Source organism: Mesorhizobium sp. 131-3-5 (genome assembly GCF_016756575.1).
In the GTDB taxonomy this organism is placed as follows: Bacteria; Pseudomonadota; Alphaproteobacteria; order Rhizobiales; family Rhizobiaceae; genus Mesorhizobium; species Mesorhizobium jarvisii.
Map to the genome: position 1 here is coordinate 170,492 of NZ_AP023255.1, position 19,406 is coordinate 189,897.

The 19,406-nt window shown below is 59.1% G+C and carries 17 protein-coding genes and 3 pseudogenes; 9 read left to right on the forward strand and 11 right to left on the reverse strand.

Features of this window, described 5'->3' with window-relative positions:
* Nucleotides 1-85: 85 nt before the first annotated feature.
* From JG747_RS33325 to JG747_RS33335, 3 genes and pseudogenes are all read left to right on the forward strand, one after another.
* Nucleotides 86-1,957 carry a sensor histidine kinase gene (locus JG747_RS33325; RefSeq protein ID WP_244673015.1) on the forward strand — a complete coding sequence of 624 codons (1,872 nt, stop codon included), beginning with the start codon at nt 86-88 and terminating at the stop codon, nt 1,955-1,957.
* Nucleotides 1,954-3,321 carry a sigma-54-dependent transcriptional regulator gene (locus tag JG747_RS33330; RefSeq protein WP_172352494.1) on the forward strand — a complete coding sequence of 456 codons (1,368 nt, stop codon included), beginning with the start codon at nt 1,954-1,956 and terminating at the stop codon, nt 3,319-3,321. Before JG747_RS33325 ends, JG747_RS33330 begins: the two co-directional genes overlap by 4 nt.
* Nucleotides 3,322-3,398: 77 nt before the next feature.
* Nucleotides 3,399-3,920: pseudogene (locus tag JG747_RS33335) on the forward strand (IS3 family transposase); the annotation flags it as partial.
* A gap of 223 nt (nt 3,921-4,143) precedes the next feature.
* Here the strand turns inward: JG747_RS33335 and JG747_RS37290 are convergent.
* Nucleotides 4,144-4,413, reverse strand: a complete 270-nt coding sequence (locus JG747_RS37290; RefSeq protein ID WP_167316198.1) for a hypothetical protein — start codon at nt 4,411-4,413, stop codon at nt 4,144-4,146.
* Between the two features lie 34 nt (nt 4,414-4,447).
* Between JG747_RS37290 and JG747_RS37295 the strand changes: the two are divergent.
* Both JG747_RS37295 and JG747_RS33350 read left to right on the forward strand, forming a co-directional pair.
* A pseudogene (locus JG747_RS37295) lies at nt 4,448-4,618 on the forward strand (methionine adenosyltransferase domain-containing protein); the annotation flags it as partial.
* Between the two features lie 127 nt (nt 4,619-4,745).
* On the forward strand, nt 4,746-5,912 hold the full coding sequence (locus tag JG747_RS33350; RefSeq protein ID WP_044551214.1) for an NAD(P)/FAD-dependent oxidoreductase: 1,167 nt from the start codon (nt 4,746-4,748) through the stop codon (nt 5,910-5,912).
* 73 nt (nt 5,913-5,985) lie between these two features.
* On the opposite strand, the pseudogene JG747_RS33355 reads toward JG747_RS33350, so the two are convergent.
* Nucleotides 5,986-6,381 (reverse strand): annotated as a pseudogene (locus JG747_RS33355) (IS481 family transposase); the annotation flags it as partial.
* A 462-nt stretch (nt 6,382-6,843) separates the two neighbouring features.
* Here JG747_RS33355 and JG747_RS33360 point away from each other — a divergent pair.
* The 4 genes from JG747_RS33360 (at nt 6,844) to JG747_RS33375 (ending at nt 10,895) form a co-directional block, all read left to right on the forward strand.
* Nucleotides 6,844-7,833: a nodulation protein NodZ gene (locus JG747_RS33360; RefSeq protein ID WP_096453585.1), complete on the forward strand. Its 990-nt coding sequence runs from the start codon at nt 6,844-6,846 to the stop codon at nt 7,831-7,833.
* A gap of 142 nt (nt 7,834-7,975) precedes the next feature.
* Nucleotides 7,976-9,076, forward strand: a complete 1,101-nt coding sequence (gene gmd, locus JG747_RS33365; protein WP_010913561.1) for a GDP-mannose 4,6-dehydratase — start codon at nt 7,976-7,978, stop codon at nt 9,074-9,076.
* Between the two features lie 72 nt (nt 9,077-9,148).
* Nucleotides 9,149-10,117 (forward strand): GDP-L-fucose synthase family protein, encoded by a 969-nt coding sequence (locus tag JG747_RS33370; protein WP_199201482.1) that lies wholly within the window; start codon nt 9,149-9,151, stop codon nt 10,115-10,117.
* Nucleotides 10,118-10,352: 235 nt separating this feature from the next.
* Entirely contained in the window at nt 10,353-10,895 is a 543-nt protein-coding gene (locus JG747_RS33375; protein WP_199201483.1) for a hypothetical protein, read from the forward strand.
* Nucleotides 10,896-11,197: 302 nt separating this feature from the next.
* Here JG747_RS33375 and JG747_RS33380 read toward each other — a convergent pair whose 3' ends face one another.
* The 9 genes from JG747_RS33380 to JG747_RS33420 all read right to left on the reverse strand — a co-directional run bounded on the left by JG747_RS33380 (nt 11,198) and on the right by JG747_RS33420 (nt 19,390).
* Nucleotides 11,198-12,109 (reverse strand): SIR2 family NAD-dependent protein deacylase, encoded by a 912-nt coding sequence (locus JG747_RS33380; RefSeq protein WP_044548978.1) that lies wholly within the window; start codon nt 12,107-12,109, stop codon nt 11,198-11,200.
* Between the two features lie 41 nt (nt 12,110-12,150).
* Nucleotides 12,151-12,363 carry a putative nitrogen fixation protein NifT gene (nifT, locus tag JG747_RS33385; protein WP_010913564.1) on the reverse strand — a complete coding sequence of 71 codons (213 nt, stop codon included), beginning with the start codon at nt 12,361-12,363 and terminating at the stop codon, nt 12,151-12,153.
* Nucleotides 12,360-12,686 (reverse strand): nitrogen fixation protein NifZ, encoded by a 327-nt coding sequence (locus JG747_RS33390; protein WP_096453587.1) that lies wholly within the window; start codon nt 12,684-12,686, stop codon nt 12,360-12,362. Before JG747_RS33390 ends, nifT begins: the two co-directional genes overlap by 4 nt.
* A gap of 90 nt (nt 12,687-12,776) precedes the next feature.
* Entirely contained in the window at nt 12,777-12,971 is a 195-nt protein-coding gene (locus JG747_RS33395) for a 4Fe-4S binding protein (protein ID WP_199201484.1), read from the reverse strand.
* A 32-nt stretch (nt 12,972-13,003) separates the two neighbouring features.
* Nucleotides 13,004-14,485, reverse strand: a complete 1,482-nt coding sequence (gene nifB / locus JG747_RS33400) for a nitrogenase cofactor biosynthesis protein NifB (protein WP_199201485.1) — start codon at nt 14,483-14,485, stop codon at nt 13,004-13,006.
* A 250-nt stretch (nt 14,486-14,735) separates the two neighbouring features.
* Nucleotides 14,736-16,496 (reverse strand): nif-specific transcriptional activator NifA, encoded by a 1,761-nt coding sequence (gene nifA, locus JG747_RS33405; RefSeq protein WP_044548983.1) that lies wholly within the window; start codon nt 16,494-16,496, stop codon nt 14,736-14,738.
* 156 nt (nt 16,497-16,652) lie between these two features.
* Nucleotides 16,653-16,952 (reverse strand): ferredoxin family protein, encoded by a 300-nt coding sequence (locus JG747_RS33410; protein ID WP_006333856.1) that lies wholly within the window; start codon nt 16,950-16,952, stop codon nt 16,653-16,655.
* Between the two features lie 12 nt (nt 16,953-16,964).
* Nucleotides 16,965-18,272 (reverse strand): FAD-dependent oxidoreductase, encoded by a 1,308-nt coding sequence (locus tag JG747_RS33415; RefSeq protein ID WP_027056558.1) that lies wholly within the window; start codon nt 18,270-18,272, stop codon nt 16,965-16,967.
* 11 nt (nt 18,273-18,283) lie between these two features.
* A complete protein-coding gene (locus tag JG747_RS33420) occupies nt 18,284-19,390 on the reverse strand; it encodes an electron transfer flavoprotein subunit alpha/FixB family protein (RefSeq protein ID WP_010913570.1) in 1,107 nt (368 codons plus the stop codon).
* Between the last annotated feature and the right edge of the window lie 16 nt (nt 19,391-19,406).

Consider the following 19,406-nt stretch of genomic DNA (forward strand, 5'->3'; position numbering starts at 1 on the left):
GATTGTGCGGTTTTCCGCACGGATCGCCTTCCCTTCTGGCGGAACCCCGCACTATGGTTCGTCAATGATCGGTTTTAAGAATACGATGGCAGAAGAAGAAGACATGGGTAATGGCGCCTTCCAGCGCGCCCCATTGGTCTTCCCTGGTAGATCCGGCGGTCGATCTCTCTGGCTTGTGGTTTTGCTTGCAATTCTTGGTGCGGCGCTCTGTTTCGTCGTCTTTGCAACGGGACGCATCGCCGGCACCAGAGCAGAGTATGCCCTACGCGACCGTGCTCTTGCCGCGTTCCCGCTTGCAGCCGACAGTTTGAAAGGAGAGATCGAGAAGCAGCGAATGATTCCGCTGGTTCTGGCACGCGACGGTGCCGTTCAGGAGATGCTTCGCAGTCCGAGCACTGCCAACGAAGCCGCGCTTGATGAGAAGCTTCGCGCCATCGCGCGCGACGCCGGCTCTTCTATACTCTACATCATTAATCCTGAGGGTGTAGCGGTCGCTGCGAGCAACGCCGGCGAGCCGACCAGTTTCGTCGGCAGCGATTACCGCTTTCGCCACTACTTCACCGAGGCGATGGCGGATGGCGCGGCTATGCAATATGCGCTCGGCACGGTTAGCGCGCGCCCTGGTCTCTATCTGTCGAGCCGGGTCGATGGGCCGGAGGGGCCGCTCGGTGTGGTTGTGGTGAAGGTGGAGCTCGACCGCGTCGAGTTGCGTTGGCTGGAGAGCGGCTTCGTGGTCTTCACGACCGATGAGCGAGGCGTGGTTCTTGCCACGAGCGTGCCCCAATGGCGTTTTGGCGCTCTCTCACCGCTTTCCGCAAAGGAGAAGCAAACCGCTCGCGATCGTCTGCAGCTACCGGGCGTGACTTTCGAGCCGGTGCCGCTTTCCCGCCGCGGCGACAACCTGGTCACCGCAACTCCTGAGAGTCGATCAGCCGGTTTCGTTGCGGTTTCGCAGGATCTCGGCAAAGCAGTTCCGGGCTGGCGCATGTCGTTGCTCATCCCCGCCGACACCGAGATCTCCTCGGCGGTCATGACAGCCCGCGTGACAACGCTGCTTGCCCTCGTTCTCGTTGGATTCGTCATTTTCATCATTGTTCGACGGCGGCGGGCGGCCCGGCAGCGGCAAGAAGTGCTTGTGTTGCTGAATGCGGAACTGGAGCATCGCGTCGAACTGCGCACGGCGGAGCTCCAGAGCTCGAACGCAGCGCTCGCCGGTGAGATCGCCGAGCGAGAGAACGCTGAAGCAAGAGTGCGTCGCCTGCGCGACGAACTCGCCCAGGCGAACCGCTTGTCAATCCTGGGACAGATAACGGCCGGGGTCGCCCACGAGATCAACCAGCCGGTCGCCGCAATCCGCACCTATGCTGAAAATGCCGCGCGTCTTCTAGGGATCGGCCGGTCGCAAGAAACCGCCGAGAATCTGACCTCGATCGTCGCCATGACCGGCAGGATCGGCACGATCACTGAAACGCTAAGGTCCTTTTCCCGCCGCGCCAGCGGATCGATGGGACCGATACTGGCGGACGACGCGATCGACGGCGCTCTGTCGCTTCTTTCAGGCCGAATTCGCGATTCCGGGGTGACGATTGAACGGAAGCGGATCGATCCGTCTCCAATTGTCATGGCAAGCCGCATGCGACTGGAGCAGATACTCGTCAACCTTCTCCAGAACGCGCTTGACGCTCTGAAGGATCAACCGGAGCCCCGCGTCGAGATAGCGCTCGCCGAAAACGGGGAAATGGTCGCTATTTCCCTTCGGGACAACGGCCCCGGCCTTGCCCCCGACATTCGCAGGAGCCTCTTCATGCCGTTCGTTACCAACAAGGAAAAGGGTCTCGGTCTTGGCCTGGTCATTTCGCAAGAGATCGCACGTGAGCTCGGCGGCTCGTTGCGGCATGATGATGCCGGCCACGGGAGAGGGACTTCCTTCACGGTCGAGCTGAGGCGAGCGGCATGAGTGCTGAATCAGGACCGGTCATTTTTATCGACGATGACGAGGATGTGCTTCGCGCAGCCACGCAGATGCTGAAGCTTGCCTCGTTCTCACCGAGCGTGTTCGGTTCGGCTGAGGCCGCACTCGCCAGAATCGACGGGAACTTCGATGGCCCTGTCGTGAGTGACATCCGTATGCCCGGGCTGAACGGACTTCAGCTCTTCGAGCGAGTGAAGGCGATCGACCCGGAAATTCCGGTTGTCCTGATCACCGGGCATGCCGACGTCGAGCTGGCCGTTGCCGCCATCAAGGATGGCGCCTACGATTTCATCTCGAAGCCATATGCGAACGACCGGCTTCTCGTGACGCTGCATCGCGCTTCGGAAAAACGGCGCCTGGTCCTGGAAAACAGACGTCTTAGGGATGCGGTTGTCCGATCTGCGGGCGATATCCCGCTGATCGGGGAGGCACCGACCATGATTCGATTGCGCGAAACTCTCCGCCAGATCGCCGATACCGATGTGGATGTCCTTGTGGAAGGCGAGACGGGCACGGGCAAGGAGGTGGTCGCGGATCTGCTTCACCGCTGGAGCAGACGACGCACGAAGCCCTTCGTTGCCCTGAATTGTGGAGCGCTGCCCGAAAGCGTCATCGATAGCGAACTTTTCGGGCACGAGGCAGGCGCCTTTACTGGCGCGCAGAGGCGCAGGACCGGTCGCATCGAGCATTCGAACGGAGGGACGCTCTTCCTCGACGAAATCGAGTCGATGCCGCCAGCACTCCAGGTGAAGCTTCTGAGGGTGCTTGAGACCCGGCAGATCACGCCGCTTGGCACGAACGAAACCCGCAGCATCGACCTTCGTGTCGTGTCGGCTACCAAGGCCGATCTCGGCGATCCGGCCGCCCGCGGAGATTTCCGGGAAGACCTTTATTTCCGGCTGAATGTGGTGACGCTCCGCATCCCGCCGCTTCGCGAAAGGCGCGAAGACATCCCGATGCTCTTTGGGCATTTCCTGGAACGCGCCTCCAAACGCTTCAGCAGGCCAGTTCCGGACATCAGCGCTGGCGTGCGCGATCGCCTCGTGAGCCACAATTGGCCCGGCAATGTCCGTGAACTCGTGCATTTCGCCGATCGCGTTGCATTGGGACTTGAAAGGCTAGGCACGCCCATTGCATCAGGTCGAAAGGAACAAGCGGTATCAAGCCTCCACTTGTCCGAGAAGGTCAGCCTTTATGAGGCGACTGTCATCCGCGATGCCTTGCAGGAATGCGGCGGCGACGTGAGGCGAACGATCGAAGTCCTGGGAGTTCCCCGCAAGACCTTCTACGACAAGCTGAAACGACATGGGATAGACACGGCCGATTATCGAAAAACCGCCATTGGCTGAAGCCTTCTTGCTTGCATGTCGCGGAAAAGAAATTTCGCCATTCTCGTCCGACTCAAAGGATGCACTATGGGCTAGGTGAAGCGAGCCTGAGGTCGCTTTCGGAGCGCTATGGCATCAACCCCAAGACGGTCGCGAAGTGGAGAAGCGGAATTCGACCGCGATCTGTCCACCGGCTCCAGGGAGTCGACAGTTCTGTCTGTCGAGGAAAACCGTTGTTGTGGCCTTCCGCCGCAACAAGGCTGCTGCCGCTCGACGATTGCCTCTACGCGTTGCAGCCGACGTCACGCATCTGACGCGCTCCCACCGCTGCCTGCAGGCAAGCATCGGCCGATTGCCAGATGTCGACGGCGACAGGCCGGCGAGAAGAGTCAAGAGAATGAACCGGACCATCAAGACGCAACCGTCAAGCGCTTCCACTACGACGATCGCGACCAACTGCGTCGGCATCTTGCCGACTTCGTCGCGGCCTACAATTTCGGCCGCAAGCTGAAGACCCTCAAGGGCCTCACGCCCTGCGAGTTCATCTGGAAGGCATGGGCTTCCCAGCCCGAGCGTTCACTTTCAATCCGCTCCAGCAAATGCCGGGACTAAACATTTAGCAAATGGCGGATGAGGTGCACGATGCAAGTTAGCACGTCGCCTGGGGAAAGGTGCGCCGATCGCCTCCCTCTTGGCCAACCAGTTCGAGCTTGCCGTCTTACCAGGCCCCCGCCAATCTCGTTGCGTTGTTGTTTAGCGTTGCAACAGATCCTTCAAAGAAATTCATGGAATCGTTGCGAGCGCAAATCGCTGTCAATGGTACGCTCATCACAACTTTCGAGATCAGTGGCGGCAGAAATCTGGTGTCGTTTTATGTTCCGCCGCCAAACAGCATTTGCGAAGAGCGCGAAATGACAAAGCCAGCAGGACGAGGGTACCAGCCATGCGCACATCGATTACACCCAAGTCGCCCGCGATACGATACTCGATATTGGCTACGACGATGCCATCGGCTTTGATGGTCGAAATTGCGCCGTCGTTCTGGCTCTCACCGGGCAGTCGCCCGGCATCAGCCAGGGCGTTGATGAAGGACGATGGCAGGATCTCGAGCAAGGGCGGGATCAGGGCCTCATGTTTGGATTCGCATGTTTTCGATCTCCGACCGAAAGGCATCATCAAGATGCTTGATCTCGTACGCCCGATATACCGCAACACGGCGACATACGGACACTTCGGCCGTGAAGAGCCTGAGTTCACCTGGGAGAAGACGGACAGAGCCGACGACTTGCTGCGTGAGGCAGGACCGGCAGCTGCGTGAGCGCCGCTGGATCAAGCGCATGCGGCCTTTCAACTCGCTAGGCCCGCGCCCGCCGCGGCACGCGCTTCGACATCATGCTGACGGCTGTGTGATCGACACGGGCGGTTACCGGAAAGGCGACAAAAAAGTGCGTTACGACATCGTTATCATCGGAGGAGCCATCGTCGGCTCCTCGATCGCCTACTATCTGCGCGAGGAAGGGTTTTCCGGCTCGATCGCGCTGATCGAGCGCGATCCGCAGTTCGCGCACGCGGCAACGACGTTGTCCTGCGCCTCCATTCGCCAGCAGTTTTCGATTCCTGAAAACATCCGCCTGTCGCAATTCGCGCTGAAGCTGTTCCGGCGGCTGAAGGAAGAATTCGGCACGGATGCCGATATCGGGTTCCGCGAGAGCGGCTATCTGATCCTCGCCGGAGAAGCCGGGCTACCGATCCTCAAGGCCAATCACGAGGCGCAGATCGCCGAGGGCGCCGACATCGTGCTCGAGGATGCCGAGCAGTTGACGCAGCGCTTCGCCTGGCTGTCGACCGAAGGCATTTCTGCCGGCGCCTATGGTCGGACCGGCGAAGGCTGGTTCGACGCGCATGCGATGCTGACGCTGTTCCGCAAGGCGCTGCGCGGCAAGAACGTGGACTTTATGACCGCCTCGGTCATCGGCATCGAGCGGCAGGGCCACCGTGTCACCGGCGTCAGGCTCGACAATGGCGAGACGATCGAAGCCGGCACCGTCCTCAATGCCGCCGGGCCGAATGCCGGCAAGGTCGCCGCTCTCGCCGGGCTGGCGCTGCCGGTCGAGCCGCGCAAGCGCAATGTCTTCGTCTTCGAGGCGCGCGAAAAATATGCCGACATGCCGCTGCTGGTCGATCCCTCCGGCATCTATGTCAGGCCGGAAGGCCCGGTCTATCTCACCGGCGGCGCCGAGCCGGAAGAGGGCGACGGCCCGGCCGATCCCCAGGATTTCGAGGTCGACTGGCCGCTGTTCGAAGAGGTGATTTGGCCGGTGCTGGCGACCCGCATTCCAGCCTTCGAGGCCATCAAGCCTACCCGCGCCTGGGCCGGGCACTACGATTACAACACGCTCGACCAGAACGCGGTGATCGGGCCGCACCCCAAGGTGAAAAATTTCCTCTTCGCCAACGGATTTTCAGGCCACGGTCTGCAGCAGGCCCCGGCGGTCGGCAAGGCGCTGGCCGAGCTTCTCGTGCATGGCGGCTACCGCACGGTCGATTGCTCCGCGTTTGGGTACATCCGTGTCGCCGAAGGGCGGGCGTTTAGGGAATTGAATGTGATCTAGCAACAACGGCGCCGCGACGGTCTCCTTTGGTGCCGGCGGGACAGAGGGGCGCGAAGGTTCGCGACAGGCGGTGCCGCGGTACAAAGGCCTTGATGTTTAGCTTGCCCTGTTCGGTTGGGATCTCCGCAATATCAATGTGGAAGAAGCCGATGCTTGCGCTGCAGACATCGGTGCAATGAAGAGCGCGTCAGATGCGGGATCGTCGGCTGCAAGGCCGTAGAGGCAATCGTCCAGCGGCAGCAGTGTGTTGCGGCGGAAGGCCACAACAACGGTCCTCTTCTACGGCAGACAGCACCTTCGATCTCGGCTCCCTGGGGCCGGTGGGCAGATCGGCGGTCGAACTCCGCTCCTCCACTTCGCGACCGTCTTGGGGTTGATGGCATAGCGCTTCGAAAGCGAGCTCAGGCTCGCTTACAGCTCGACGCATCGCCTCTTTCTTTGTGGCGCTCCCATGCAGAACCTGGCCCAGTCGAAGCTTCGTGGCCGCGGCCCGCGCTCATGGCCGGCTTACTTAGGTCGATGCTGCGTGCTGTCACCGTGAGGTTCCGCTGGGGTTAGCGGTGCGTCGAGCACAGCGAGAGGGTTCACAGCCAACGCTCTGGAACCCATGTCACTAGCCATCCATGGCGTGGATGCGTTTCATCGAAACAGACGATTTTACCGATGTTACGGCACGATGCATAGAAAGAATTCAAGAATGTAGCAGCCTTAAGGAAAGTGGTTGATGTTTGCGTTGGCTCCGAAGAGCATTTTCTGGTCTGCGCGGAAGACCAGCCCAGGCGCGCGTCCATCGCGGCCAGGCACTTCCGCGACAGACGCAAGCTACATCGCATTGGCACAGCACGAAAATCTTCCCCGAATTGCGCAGGCGCTTGCCTCAAACGCAGCAGCAAAGCTGAGGCTTGTGGTGTTCTGGAGAGAGGCAATTTAGATGCTTGTTGATCGCTCAAGGAACGATCGGTTCGTTGTTTCTCGACGGCGCACGGGTCTCGGTGATTGCCTGTGGTCTCTCGCGTCGGCTTGGGACTACGCACATCGGACGGGACGAGCTTTAGCAATAGATTGGCGCGGCTCTTGTTACCTTGACAACCCGTTTGCGAATGCCTTTCCAGCTTTCTTCAAGCCAATTGAGGATATCGGTGGTGTACGGGTCATTTGCGATGACCAGATCAACCACGTCTCATTCCCTGGTCCCTTCTTCCCGTCGTGGTGGAACAAGCCATCCATCGACTGCGTGTACCGTCCGGATGAACAGATTTTCCAAGAACGTGACGAGCTTAACGATCTTTTCCAGGCCCAAGATGATTGTGAAGCCAACACGGTAGTGTGTGATGCTTGCTTGATGTGGCGCTGCGATGAAAAGGCCGAGCGAACCATATTTAGGAGCATCACACCGAGGGTCGAAATTGAGGATCGCATTGAAGCGCTCTACCAGGAACATTTTGACGGGCACAGCATAATTGGAGTCCATGTCCGCCACGGCAACGGCGAAGATATTATGGATCACGCACCTTACTGGGCTGATCCGAAGGTTGCCTTAGAGCAGGTATGCACTGCCATTCGTATGGCCAAGGCGCAACCGCATTCAAGACCTGTAAGGGTGTTCTTGTGTACAGACAGCGCCAAGGTTGTTGATCACCTGTCGGGCGTATTTCCCGAACTTTTCACCGTCCCAAAACGCTTCCAGGCGGATCAGGCCGGCCCCTTACACAGTGCAGCACTGGGCACCGACGGGGGGTTTTCCGCGCTCGTTGAGATGTATCTCCTCGGTCGATGCGACACTGTTATTCGCTTTCCTCCGACTAGCGCCTTCACCCGCTACGCCCGCCTCTTCGTGCCACGAATTGTCGAATTCGATTTGAATGACCCGCGTCGTTTGATCTTGATCGACAACACTTTCGAACGTTCCCCGGCTCCATGAAAGGCTGGCATCCCGATCGAACTCTCCCTTGCCTTCGCGCAGAGGCCCCCGTTCGCCCTGCCCAACACGCCCCTTTCTCGCCACGCAATCCCGCCGCAGGCGAGCGTTTTCATGGGCGCGTCAAAATCAAAAGGATTCAAGCTTGTCAAAGAGAAAAGTAGCTTTAATCACCGGGGTTACGGGACAAGACGGTTCCTACCTCGCAGAATTGCTTTTAGAAAAGGGCTATTCTGTGCATGGGATAAAGAGACGATCGTCTCTTTTTAATACGGGCCGTATAGACCATCTCTATCATGACCCTCATGAAAGTGGCGTTGATCTTACACTTCACCACGGGGACTTGACAGACTCGTCGAGCCTTACGCGCGTCATCCAACTGGTTCAGCCGGACGAAATTTACAATTTGGCAGCTCAGAGCCACGTTGCAGTCTCCTTTGAAGAACCAGAATACACCGCGAACTCCGATGCCTTGGGTGCGCTGCGTATCCTCGAGGCAATTCGGATCCTGGGGCTCGTCAAGCATACGCGCTACTACCAAGCCTCGACGTCTGAGCTCTACGGGCTGGTGCGGGAAACGCCACAGACCGAGACGACACCGTTCTACCCCCGGTCCCCCTACGCTGTTGCCAAATTGTATGCTCACTGGATCACCGTAAATTATCGAGAATCTTACAATTTGTATGCATGTAACGGCATTTTATTTAATCATGAGTCACCTGCGCGCGGAGAAACATTTGTAACTCGCAAAATCACGCGCGCCTTGACTCGGATTAAGCTTGGAATGCAACGCACTCTATTCCTCGGCAACCTTAATGCGCGTCGCGATTGGGGGCACGCTCGAGACTACGTCCAGATGCAGTGGTTGATGCTGCAGCAGCAGCAACCTGAAGACTTTGTGATCGCTAGCGGTGAGCAACATTCGGTGCGCGAATTCGTCACCGTCGCGGCCGCTGAACTCGGCATCGATGTTCGTTGGGTGGGGGAAGGGGTCGACGAAGAGGGGTACGATGCAAAGACGGGAGCTCTGATCGTAAAAGTAGATCCCCGCTATTTTCGTCCTGCAGAAGTCGAGACACTTCTCGGCGATGCCCGCAAGGCGAAAGAAAAACTTGGGTGGGAGCCCAAAATCTCCTTCATCGAATTGGTTAGGGAGATGGTTCGGGAAGATTTGCGCATGGCGGAGCGTGAAGCAGTGCTGATGAATCAGGGTTATTATTCACACAGTCCACGAGAGTTATGCTGACAACGGCGGCGCCATGCGGGGTTGTTGTCAGTGCTATGGTGGCCTTCTTAAGGAGCGCCCAGAGCGTTAACAATGGAAAACAAAAAGATGAAGAAAGTCTATGTGGCAGGCCATCGCGGCCTTGTTGGATCGGCCACGATGAGAGCCCTCGAGGCGTTAGGATCCTATGAGATAATAACACGTACTCACGACGAACTGGATCTATTTGACCGGAGCGAGACGCGCAGGTTCTTCATGTCGCAGCGGCCAGATTACGTCGTTATGTGCGCCGCGAAGGTTGGTGGTATACTGGCGAACGCCAGCTCCCCTGTCGATTTCCTTCATAACAACCTCGCGATTCAAGTCAGTGTTTTTGATGCCGCTTACGCTTCCGGCGTCGAACGGATGATTTTTCTTGGCTCCTCGTGTATCTATCCACGCGACTGTCCGCAGCCGATACGGGAGGAATACCTTCTCACCGGTCCGCTTGAAGCGACGAATCGTCCCTACGCTTTGGCAAAAATCGCAGGTGTCGAATCGTGCTGGTCTTTCAACCGGCAGTACAAGGCGCGCTATCTCGCGTTGATGCCGACCAATTTATATGGTCCCGGCGATAATTATCACCCCGAAAATTGTCACGTTCTGCCTGCTCTGATACGCCGCTTTCATCAAGCTAAAATGAACGGCGACTCCTCTGTGGGGGTCTGGGGATCCGGAAATCCTCGGCGAGAGTTTATGTATTCGTCGGATGTAGGCGATGCCATTGCGTTCCTGCTTGGCCTGCCAGATTCGGATTTTGACGCCTTGACAGCCCACGACACTGCGCCCCTGATTAATGTTGGCGTTGGTGAGGACGTCACAATTCGCGAGGTGGCGGAACTCGTCAAGGCGGCGGTCTGCTGGGAGGGCAATTTGGTGTTCGACACGACGAAGCCAGACGGTACTCCGCGCAAGCTACTGGACGTAACGCGCTTGCGTAACCTTGGCTGGAAAGCCAAAACGTCCCTTGGTGCCGGGTTGCAAGCGACGTATGAGGATTTTCTTCGCCTTCATGCGGCTTGATGTGGAAGCGCGCATCCAGGTTGGACTGCATGTCCGACCGGGTGCAAGCTCGCCCAGTCCGGCCAAACAGATGAGAGGGACGCATACATCTCGAGGCGGCCGCAATAGTGGCCTGTGCTGACTTTGCAGACCGGACCTCTCTGCGACCGGCGATGCAGAGGATCACCCAGAAGCTTGCCCAAGCCAAATGGGAAGGGGAAGGCCGCATAACTGGCCGCACCTGGAACGGCTGTGCGTGAGCGCCGTCAACTCAAGCCGCCAGTTAGAACTGCTCGACCTCGCGGGAGCCGCTGCTTACGAAGCTGGCATCGACAGGAAAGCCAACCAGGCCCGCATCATGCCTCGAGGCAGGCCTTATCCAAGGCGGTGCATGCGGAAATGGCGGGCGTCGACGTATGCTTTTCAACTCGCGCTTAGCCGCAGGCGGGATCGTGTCCCCTGCGTGGTGGAGCTGGCGGCATTGGTCGCCGTGCTCTCCGGCATGGGCCGGGCTGATCGGATTGGTTCAGTCTGCGTTGTTAGCGCCGAACTCACTCGCCTCAAGGTCATGGCGCCACAAGCGCGGATTCGCGGCGCCGTGGTGCGGGCGTTACAACTCATGCAGCAGCGGGTCTCGTTGATGGCGAAGCGGGCTGCCCTGAACCAATCGCTCGCGTCTGCGGCGCGCCAAGCTGTCGCGCAACGCGATCATCCTGACGCTCTGGGATGGCAGTGGCAGGTGACCGCCTATATGGCAGTGGCAGGTGACCGCCTATGCGGTGAGCACGCTTGGCCTTAGCTCGATTGGCATCGACCCCAACCGGCCCTGGTCATCGCGCCGTGCCACAGCTTTTACCGCCAAGTGAAGCCGATCAGCTGCGACCGCTCGCCGCGACAACCCTGGCGCCAGACTATGCTCTGCTCGGCTGGTTCGAGCCCGTCGCCGCTGTGTTCATCCGCAGCATCGAATGCCATATCCGCTGCAGCCTCGAATGCAATAACCGTCGTAGCTTTTCAGAGTGCCTCTCGGAGTTGTTGAAAAACCCGGAAGTCAATTGCCCGTTTTACCTTTTCGGCAATGTTGAGGTGTCTGAGAATGGCTCAAACGATACCCCGTTTGGCTTCATGCAATGTCTCGCCCAGTCCGACGAGACGGGCTGCGGCCTGACCCGTCGGCATGTCAATGACCGTGATTGCGCTTGCCGCAAGGAAACGACGCTCGTTCTTGGTCAGCGTCGCTGTATCGATTGCCGCAAAATGTGGGCCATTGGAGCGCTTCATGATCTGCCGGGCATAGGTGCGCAGCATCTGATCGTTGAAGCGGCAGCCGATGAAGAAAAGACCACGACTAGCTCGCCGTTCCTTCACCAGGTCAGGGATCGGCGTCTGGATGTCGATTTCGCTCAGCACTTCAACGTAGTCGGAATCTGCGACGAGGAAGTTTGCGGCCGGCCTGGCACCGCCGTGAGGGGCGTAGAGAACCGTCTTCGCCGCTGGTGCGGATTCGAGTAATATCCCGGACAAATCGTAGGCTTTCGTCCAAATGTCACCGATCTCGTGCGCCCGTGTTACGCCCTGTATTTCGACGACGTCCGTTCGGCGGGTCTGTATTAGAGCCGCGCGCATGGCACCGTCGTACCAGCTGTCGACGATCACGGAGAGCGGCAGCGTTGCAAGCCAGGCATGCAAGATGGTCGGCACCACCGGGGCCGCGAATATTTCGGCCATCCAAACTTGAAGCGTCCGGCGGTGCCGGCGCTGTTCGATATACTGCGCTACCGACCACATGTTGGTGCGAATCTTCGAAGGGGCTGGCGCGCGCTTGTTGAGCGCTGCGGCAACGGCTTCGGGGGTATGCGGTACGGGCGGTCCCGCGGAGCGGATCTCAAGCAGACCCGGGCCGAGATAGGGAATGACCTGATCGGCCGCGAGCCCTTTCTTCAAAAGGTCAAGCTGCCTTTCGGCAAAACTGTCCCGAATGACGACGAGATGGCCCGAGGTCATTGTGTTCATGCTCGTATCCCTTTGCCGCTCTCTTTGTGTCAACCCGAAGGTCAGTCCTCGTCGGAAATCTTCCTTGCTTCCACGGTAATCGGCAAAGGCGTATCGCGCGGAAGGTCGGGCAGGACTAGCCGCCAGCCGTTCTTCAGCGTCACGGCGCCACCCCATAAGTGTTCGTTGTCGACCTTGATGATCGGCTCTTCGAGATCCTTTTTGGGAATATATGCCGACAAGCCAGCACGGGTCCTGCGGATCATTACCCTCATCGGGCCGTTCCTTCGTCAAACCCAGCACCGATTTCGGCACTGGAAGGAGTCCGGGCCGTCTCAAGGCTCATGAGTTCACGCGCACGCATGCCGACGACGGTGCCGCGATCGACCCATTCGACCGCATAGATGTAGAACTGCTGGAGAAAGGTGCCGATGTCGCGCACATAGCCCTCGTCGCCTTTGCGCACCAGATTTTCACCGATCTCCTTGCCCGGATAGGTGCCGTCATTTTTTATGTGGCGTGTGGCGCGGACCCGCTCACCCGGCATGAATCGCGGGGGTGTACGGATTTCGATGTCCTGTTCGCGTCCGAGGCTCATGGCCGTTCCTTTCTCTCGGCTGCAGCTTTCCAACAGGAGGTCGATGGTCCTGCGGAGGCGCCTCGACCGTGTCAGTAGCCGAAATGGAGGTCAGGCAGGGACGCAAGTCTTCGACACCGGACATACCGAGGCGCATTGCTGCGTTTCGAAGGTCCCCTCGCATTCGGTGCACTTTTTCGGATCGATCGCGTAGGTCTCGCCCTTGAACTTAATCGCGCCCGAAGGGCATTCAAACTCACAGGCACCGCACTGGGTGCATTGGGAAGCGATGATCTTAAAGGCCATTTTCAACTCCGGTTCGGTTAGAATGAGGCGGCTCAGGCCGTCGCAGCCAGTGGCTCACTCCCAAACTCGGCGGCGTAAAGCGCGCCGATCGCGGTCTCGATGTAGTCATACCCGTAAGCCTCCGTTGCTCGGATCCCACCTTCCTTGAGACGATCCTCGGGGCAATTTCCAATTCTCGCGCACAGCACGATGTCTACGCCTTCGAGCGTAGAGATGACGCCGTCGAGGCTCTTGTCCTCGGCCCGGCCGCCGAGGCAATACTGTTCGACCTTGCGATGACCGACGAAACTGATCCCTTTCGGAGAGGCCTCATAAACCTGGAATTCCTTCGCATGGCCGAAATGCTCGTTGATGCGGCCGCCACCCTTGGTCGCCACCGCTACCAGAAGCGATTTGCCGGAGCCTGCGGTCTTGACCATCCCGAGCGCCTCGCTCTTGGCCGCCAGGCGATCGCCCCGCTCGCGCGCGACCACTGCCCGATATGTCTCGCGCTTGCTGGCGTCGTACGTGACCTTGTCGGGAAGCCGGTCGAGCGTGAATTCCTGGCCACGATCCTCGCCGAGCAGGCCGACAGCATCGGCCCGGCACTGCCGGCAGTGGCGCATCAACTTGGCGCCGCCTTCGAGACGATCCTGAAGGGCCTTCAGCTCCATTGCCTTGGGGCCGCGCTGCCCACTCAGGCCGTAATGCGTACCGTGCGCCGGGTCGGAAATCAGCGGCATGACATTGTGCAGGAACGCGCCGCGCTCCTTGACCCATTTATTCACCTCGATCAGGTGCTCATCGTTTACGCCGGGGATCATTACCGAATTGATCTTGGTGAGGATGCCGCGCGCCGTCAGCATCTCCAGCCCCGACATCTGTCGTTCGTGCAGGATCGTGGCGGCCTCAACGCCGGTATAACGGCGGTTGCCATAGAAGATCCACGGATAGATCTTGGCACCGATCCGCGGGTCGACCATGTTGATGGTGATCGTCACGTGATCGACATTCATTTCGGCAAGCTCGGCGACGCGGTCTGGCAGCGCGAGCCCGTTGGTTGAGATGCACAGCTTGATGTCGCCGATTTCCTTGGCGACCCGTTGGAATGTCGCCTTTGTGTTCTTCCAGTCGTAACAGGCATCGCCCGGCCCGGCGATGCCAAGCACGGAAAGCTGCGGCACTTCGTTGGCAACCCCGATCACCTTGCGCAGCGCCTGGTCGGGCGTCAGCCTTTCCGAAACGACCCCAGGCCGGCTTTCGTTGGCGCAGTCATATTTGCGATTGCAGTAGTTGCATTGAATATTGCAGGCTGGGGCGACCGCCACATGCATGCGCGCGAAATAGTGGTGCGCTTCCTCTGAAAAGCAGGGATGATCCTTGATCTTCTCCCAGACGGCCGAGTCCATCTCGTGCGGCTTCGCGGAGGAGCCGCAGGATGAAAATGCGCAGCCACCGGATTTCGCTCTCGCCGGCGACTGATCGAAGACTGTCGTGCCGGAAAGGCCCTGTAGCGAAATCATCGGTGCGGACATGGAGCGGCTCCGTGCGTGGTGTGAACATCGCACTTCAGAGCGCAAGAGATATGCCAACCCCAAAAGCGGTCTTATCCGTCATGTTGGCTTTTACGTCGGCCTTTTGTGTCCAATTGTGTCCGTTTCCTGCGACACGGTTTTGTCAGGTCGCCGACAACGGTCAAAAGCAACGCGAAAAGTGACGTCTTGTCTCAGTTACGCCCGGTGCGGGCAGCAACCGCGCCCCCACGTTTGATGTCATCAGGGACGTTTAGAACTTCTTCACTTCGATATGATGCCGGCGCAGAGCATAGCCGACCTGCCGCGGCGTGAGACCGAGGAAACGAGCCGCCTTGGCCTGAACCCAGCCGGCTTTCTCCATCGCATCGATCAGTCGGTCGCGTTCCGTCAGACGCTGGTTGATTGCTGGGCAAGCTGGATGGTTGGGGTCGCAGGTCTCGCCGGGCGATGCCTCATTCTGGGAGGGGCCGACTCGCATGGCAGGCAGCGGCGATCCAACCGGCATCATATTGCCACGTGCGAACTCGTCGACGGCATAGGCGCCGTGCGAACGGCCGACTCCTTTCCACAGAAGCGAAGAAAGGCACTGGCTGTTCTGGCAGGCGAAATCCGACGGAGTTATTGTCATTGAACGCGCAAGTGTGGCCGTCCGTCGCACACAATTCTCCAACTCACGCACGTTGCCAGGGAAATAGCATTGCGAGATCAGGTCAAGCGCCGACGGCGTGAAGGCAAGATCGCGATGGTTCTCCTTGTTGAATCTATCGAGGAGAGCTTTGGCAAGGCGTGGAATATCGCCCGGCCGCTCTCTGAGGGGAGGCAAGACTATTGGCACCACATTGATGCGGTAATAAAGGTCGGCCCTGAACTCTCCATTCCGGACAGCCATCTCGAGGTCCTTGTTGGTGGCGCATATGAGCCGCACGTCAACCTTTAGGGTCCTGGTGCCGCCCACTCGCTCAAGTTCTCCTTCCTGCAAGACGCGCAACAGCTTGGCTTGAAAGGCAGGCGAAATCTCGCCGATTTCATCAAGCAGCAGGGTTCCGCCATTCGCCAATTCGAACCGGCCGGCGCGCTGCAGGATAGCCCCGGTGAAGGCGCCCTTCTCGTGGCCAAAGAGCTCCGATTCCAAGACGCTTTCGGGCAATGCGGCGCAGTTCAATTTGACGAAGGATTTCTCCCTCCGATGCGAAAGCTTATGGATGGCCTGTGCAAAGAACTCCTTGCCGGTACCGCTTTCGCCTCGCAGAAGCACGGTAGAATTGGTCCTGGCCACGACCGAGACGATCTCCAGCACTTGCTTGAGTGCGGGACTTTCTCCGATGATTCCGTCGATCTTGACATGCGGATGCCGGGCCGGATGGGTCCTGTCCTCGTCGAGCGATTGCTCTGGTCTCGGTTGCTTCTCGATAAGTCGCTGACCAGCCGTGCTCAAAGTGCGATGCAGGCGGATGGTCCGGCCGACCAGATTGGCGACCATGGCCAGGAAACGTAAGTCCTCCTCGTAACGGAACTTGGTGGTACCGTTCCTGACCCGGTCGATCGACAGCGTCCCGAAGATCTTTTCCTCAGCCTTTAGCGGGACACCGATAAACGCAGTTGCGATCGTGCCGCTGGTCGATTGAGGATCGGCCTGAAACAGCTCCGACGTGCTTGTGTCTTGTATGACGATCGGCACTCCAGTAGCGACGATTTTGTCTATTACGGCCTGGGGTATGACACTGCCGATGGCTGACTGAGGCACAGCGCCGCCGGTAGTTGCGCTAATCTGCGGCTCTCCTTCAGCGTCCAGGACGACAATTGCGCCATGACGCATTTGCACAAACGAGGAGAGGATATTCGCGACATTGGCAAGCGTAATCTCCAGCCGGGTCGGGGCAGTCAGAATCTTCGATATCTCGTAGATTCCCCCGAGCAAGCTGTCCGCATTGCGCGCCGCTTCGACCGCAGGTTCAGGCGGGGTGTTCCGAGATACAATTTCACCGACCTGATCTGGAAGCATGTGAGCCATGCAAACACCTCAAGGGTTGTCCAAGGTGCTCCTCCCAGGCCCTTTTTTGTATTTTGAGTTCCAGAAACATAGTATTTTCAGCCTTTCGGCAATTGTGAACAATATTGGCGGTCTTGACCGCATTCCGAGCCTCTCGTTTCCCGCTCTTTGCGCCAGTCATCCGAACTTGAAGAGAACGCCGAAGCCGCCGCGCGGGTAATTCCACACGATCTCACCGCTGGCCTCGCACAGCACGCGACAGGTGCCGCATTCCATGCAGCCGTCGGAAGTGGTCTCCACCTGTCCCTTGTCGTTCAACTCATAGCATTTGGCCGGGCAGATGTGTGTCAGCGCGAGCAGGTTCGCGCTCGGCCTCTCGTGCGGTCGCACTTTGATATGCGGGCGGCCCGGATCGACCAGATAGCGGTTCTGATAAAGCTTCTCCTCGACACGTAACTTCGTCACGGCCATCGTCATCCTGTTTCTCCTTCAGCGCCAGGCGAGTGCCAGGCGGACCACATCGCTGATCAGCCCCCAGCGCGAACGCGCCTTGATGAAGGCAGCAGTGGTCGCCTTTTCCTTCTCGATTTTCGGGGTTCCGTCGACCCGCATGAAGTTCTGCGCGGCCTGCGACATCAACTGCGGGTAAGTCATGAAGAAATTGCGGGAATTGGTGTGTATCAGGGCCGGCATGTCCTTATATTTCATCAGGTCTTTGACTACGAAGGACTTGTCCAGCATGGTCTTGTAGAGGGCGAGGTTCCTCCTGATCATCGGCTGGTTGCGGCCCTTGATCTCAATGATTGCCTCGCCCGCGATGCGACCGGAAGTCATGGCAAGGTTCGAACCCTCGCGGTGAATAGCGTTGTTCAGTTGGGCGGCATCACCGACCGCCACCCAACCGTCGCCGAAGAGCTGCGGAATTGCCTTGTAGCCACCTTCGGGAATGAGATGCGCGGAATACTCCTTGACTTCCGAGCCCGCGATCAGCGGCCGGATCGAAGGATGGTTTTTGAAGTTGTCGAGGAGGACGTAAGGGCTCTCCATTGTCTGGGCGAAATCGGAGACGAGGCAGCCAATGCCGAGAGAGATCGACTCCTTGTTGGTGTAGAGGAAGGCCAGTCCGGCCATGCTGCGGGAAATCGTGCCCGCCGCTTCGATCACGCAGCCTTCGTCGCCCTGGAGGCCGAACCGCTGCTCAATGACCTCATCGGGTAGGAAATGCATTTCCTTGACAGCGAGCGCCACGCTTTCTGGCTTCGGCATCTTGCGCAGGCCGGCCCGTGTACCGAGCAGTCCGTTGACACCTTCTGCGAGCACGACGACGTCCGCGTAGATCGGCCCGCCAGCCCGGTCGGTGCGCACGCCGATCACCTTGCCGCTGGCATTGCGGACAAGTTCGGTCACCGTCGTCTCGCACAGCACCGTCGCGCCGGCCTGGCGCACCTTGCGCGAAAACCACTTGTCGAATTGGGCGCGGATGATCGTGTAGCGATTGGGCTTCGCCTCGTTGAAATCGTCCGATCGATACTGCATCCCGGTGTGGGAGGTGTCGTCCATCACCCAGAATCGCTGCTCGACCAGATGCCGCTCGAGAGGCGCATCATCCCGGAAATCCGGAATGATTTGCTCCAACATGTCGGCGTACATGATGGCGCCCTGGACATTCTTGGAGCCCGGATACTCGCCGCGCTCCAACTGCAGCACCGTCAGGCCCTGGCTTGCCATGGTGTAGGCGGCCGCGTTTCCGGACATACCGGCCCCGACGACGATGGCGTCGAATTCTTCCTCGATCATGGCCCTCTCCCTTAGCTCGCAAGCTTGTCGTGGCTGTGCGGCGACAGCCGCCGGGTGAAAGCTTCCGTCAATGCCGGCAGGAAACGGATTGCGTCGGTGACGATGCCGAGATGGGCAAATTCGAAGATCGGGGCGTTCGGGTCGGTGTTGATGGCTACGATCAAATCAGCCCCCTCCACGCCAACCCGATGCTGAATGGCGCCGGAAATCCCGGCCGCTATGTAAAGCTTTGGCCGGATGGTCTTGCCCGTTTGGCCAACCTGCCGATCGGCAGGCATCCAGCCCTTCTGGACCAACGGGCGCGAACAGCCATATTCGGCGCCGATTGCCCGCGCTAGATTCTTCACAAGCTGCAAATTCTCCGCTGAGCCGAGACCGAGGCCTCCGGCAACCACGATGTCGGCGTAGGCGAGATTTGCCTTTGCCGATTGGCGATCGAGGTTGAAGCCAAGGACTTTGGTGATGATCTCTTCCTCGGTCATTGACAGCTTGTGCCGGATGACACGCCCGACCGGCTTGTCCGTCCGCGGTGGCATGGCCATAACCCTCGGTCGTACCGTGGCCATCTGCGGCCGGTAGTTGAGCGTATAGATCGTGCACAGCAAGGAACCGCCGAAAGTCGGACGGGTCGCGGCGAGCGAACCGTCGACATCTACATCGAGTTCGGTACAGTCGGCAGTGAGCCCTGTCAGCAAGGTCGTCGCTACTGAGCCAGCGAGATCCCTGCCGAGCGTGGTCGCACCGAGAAGCAGGATTTCCGGCTTGTGGGTATTGACCAGATCCGTCATCGCCTTAGTGAAAGGCTCGTTGCGATAGTCGGCAAGCAACGGTGCCTCGACGAGGTAGACAAGGTCGGCGCCGTAAGCGAAGGCCTCGGCAACGGCATGCTGCGTCGCGTCACCCGGCGGTCCAAGCACGATCCCCGCAAGCTGGATGCCTAGCTTGTCGGCGAGCTTGCGGCCTTCGCCAAGCAGTTCGAAGGACACGGGATGGACCTCGCTGCGTTCCAGTTCGATGAAAACCCAGACGTGCCGATAGTCCCTAAAGTGCTCAGGCAATTCCCTCTTGATGCCGGCACGGCCGGCGGAAGGAGGGGCTTCGCGGTTAGCGTTCGACATCATCTCTCCTTGCCGT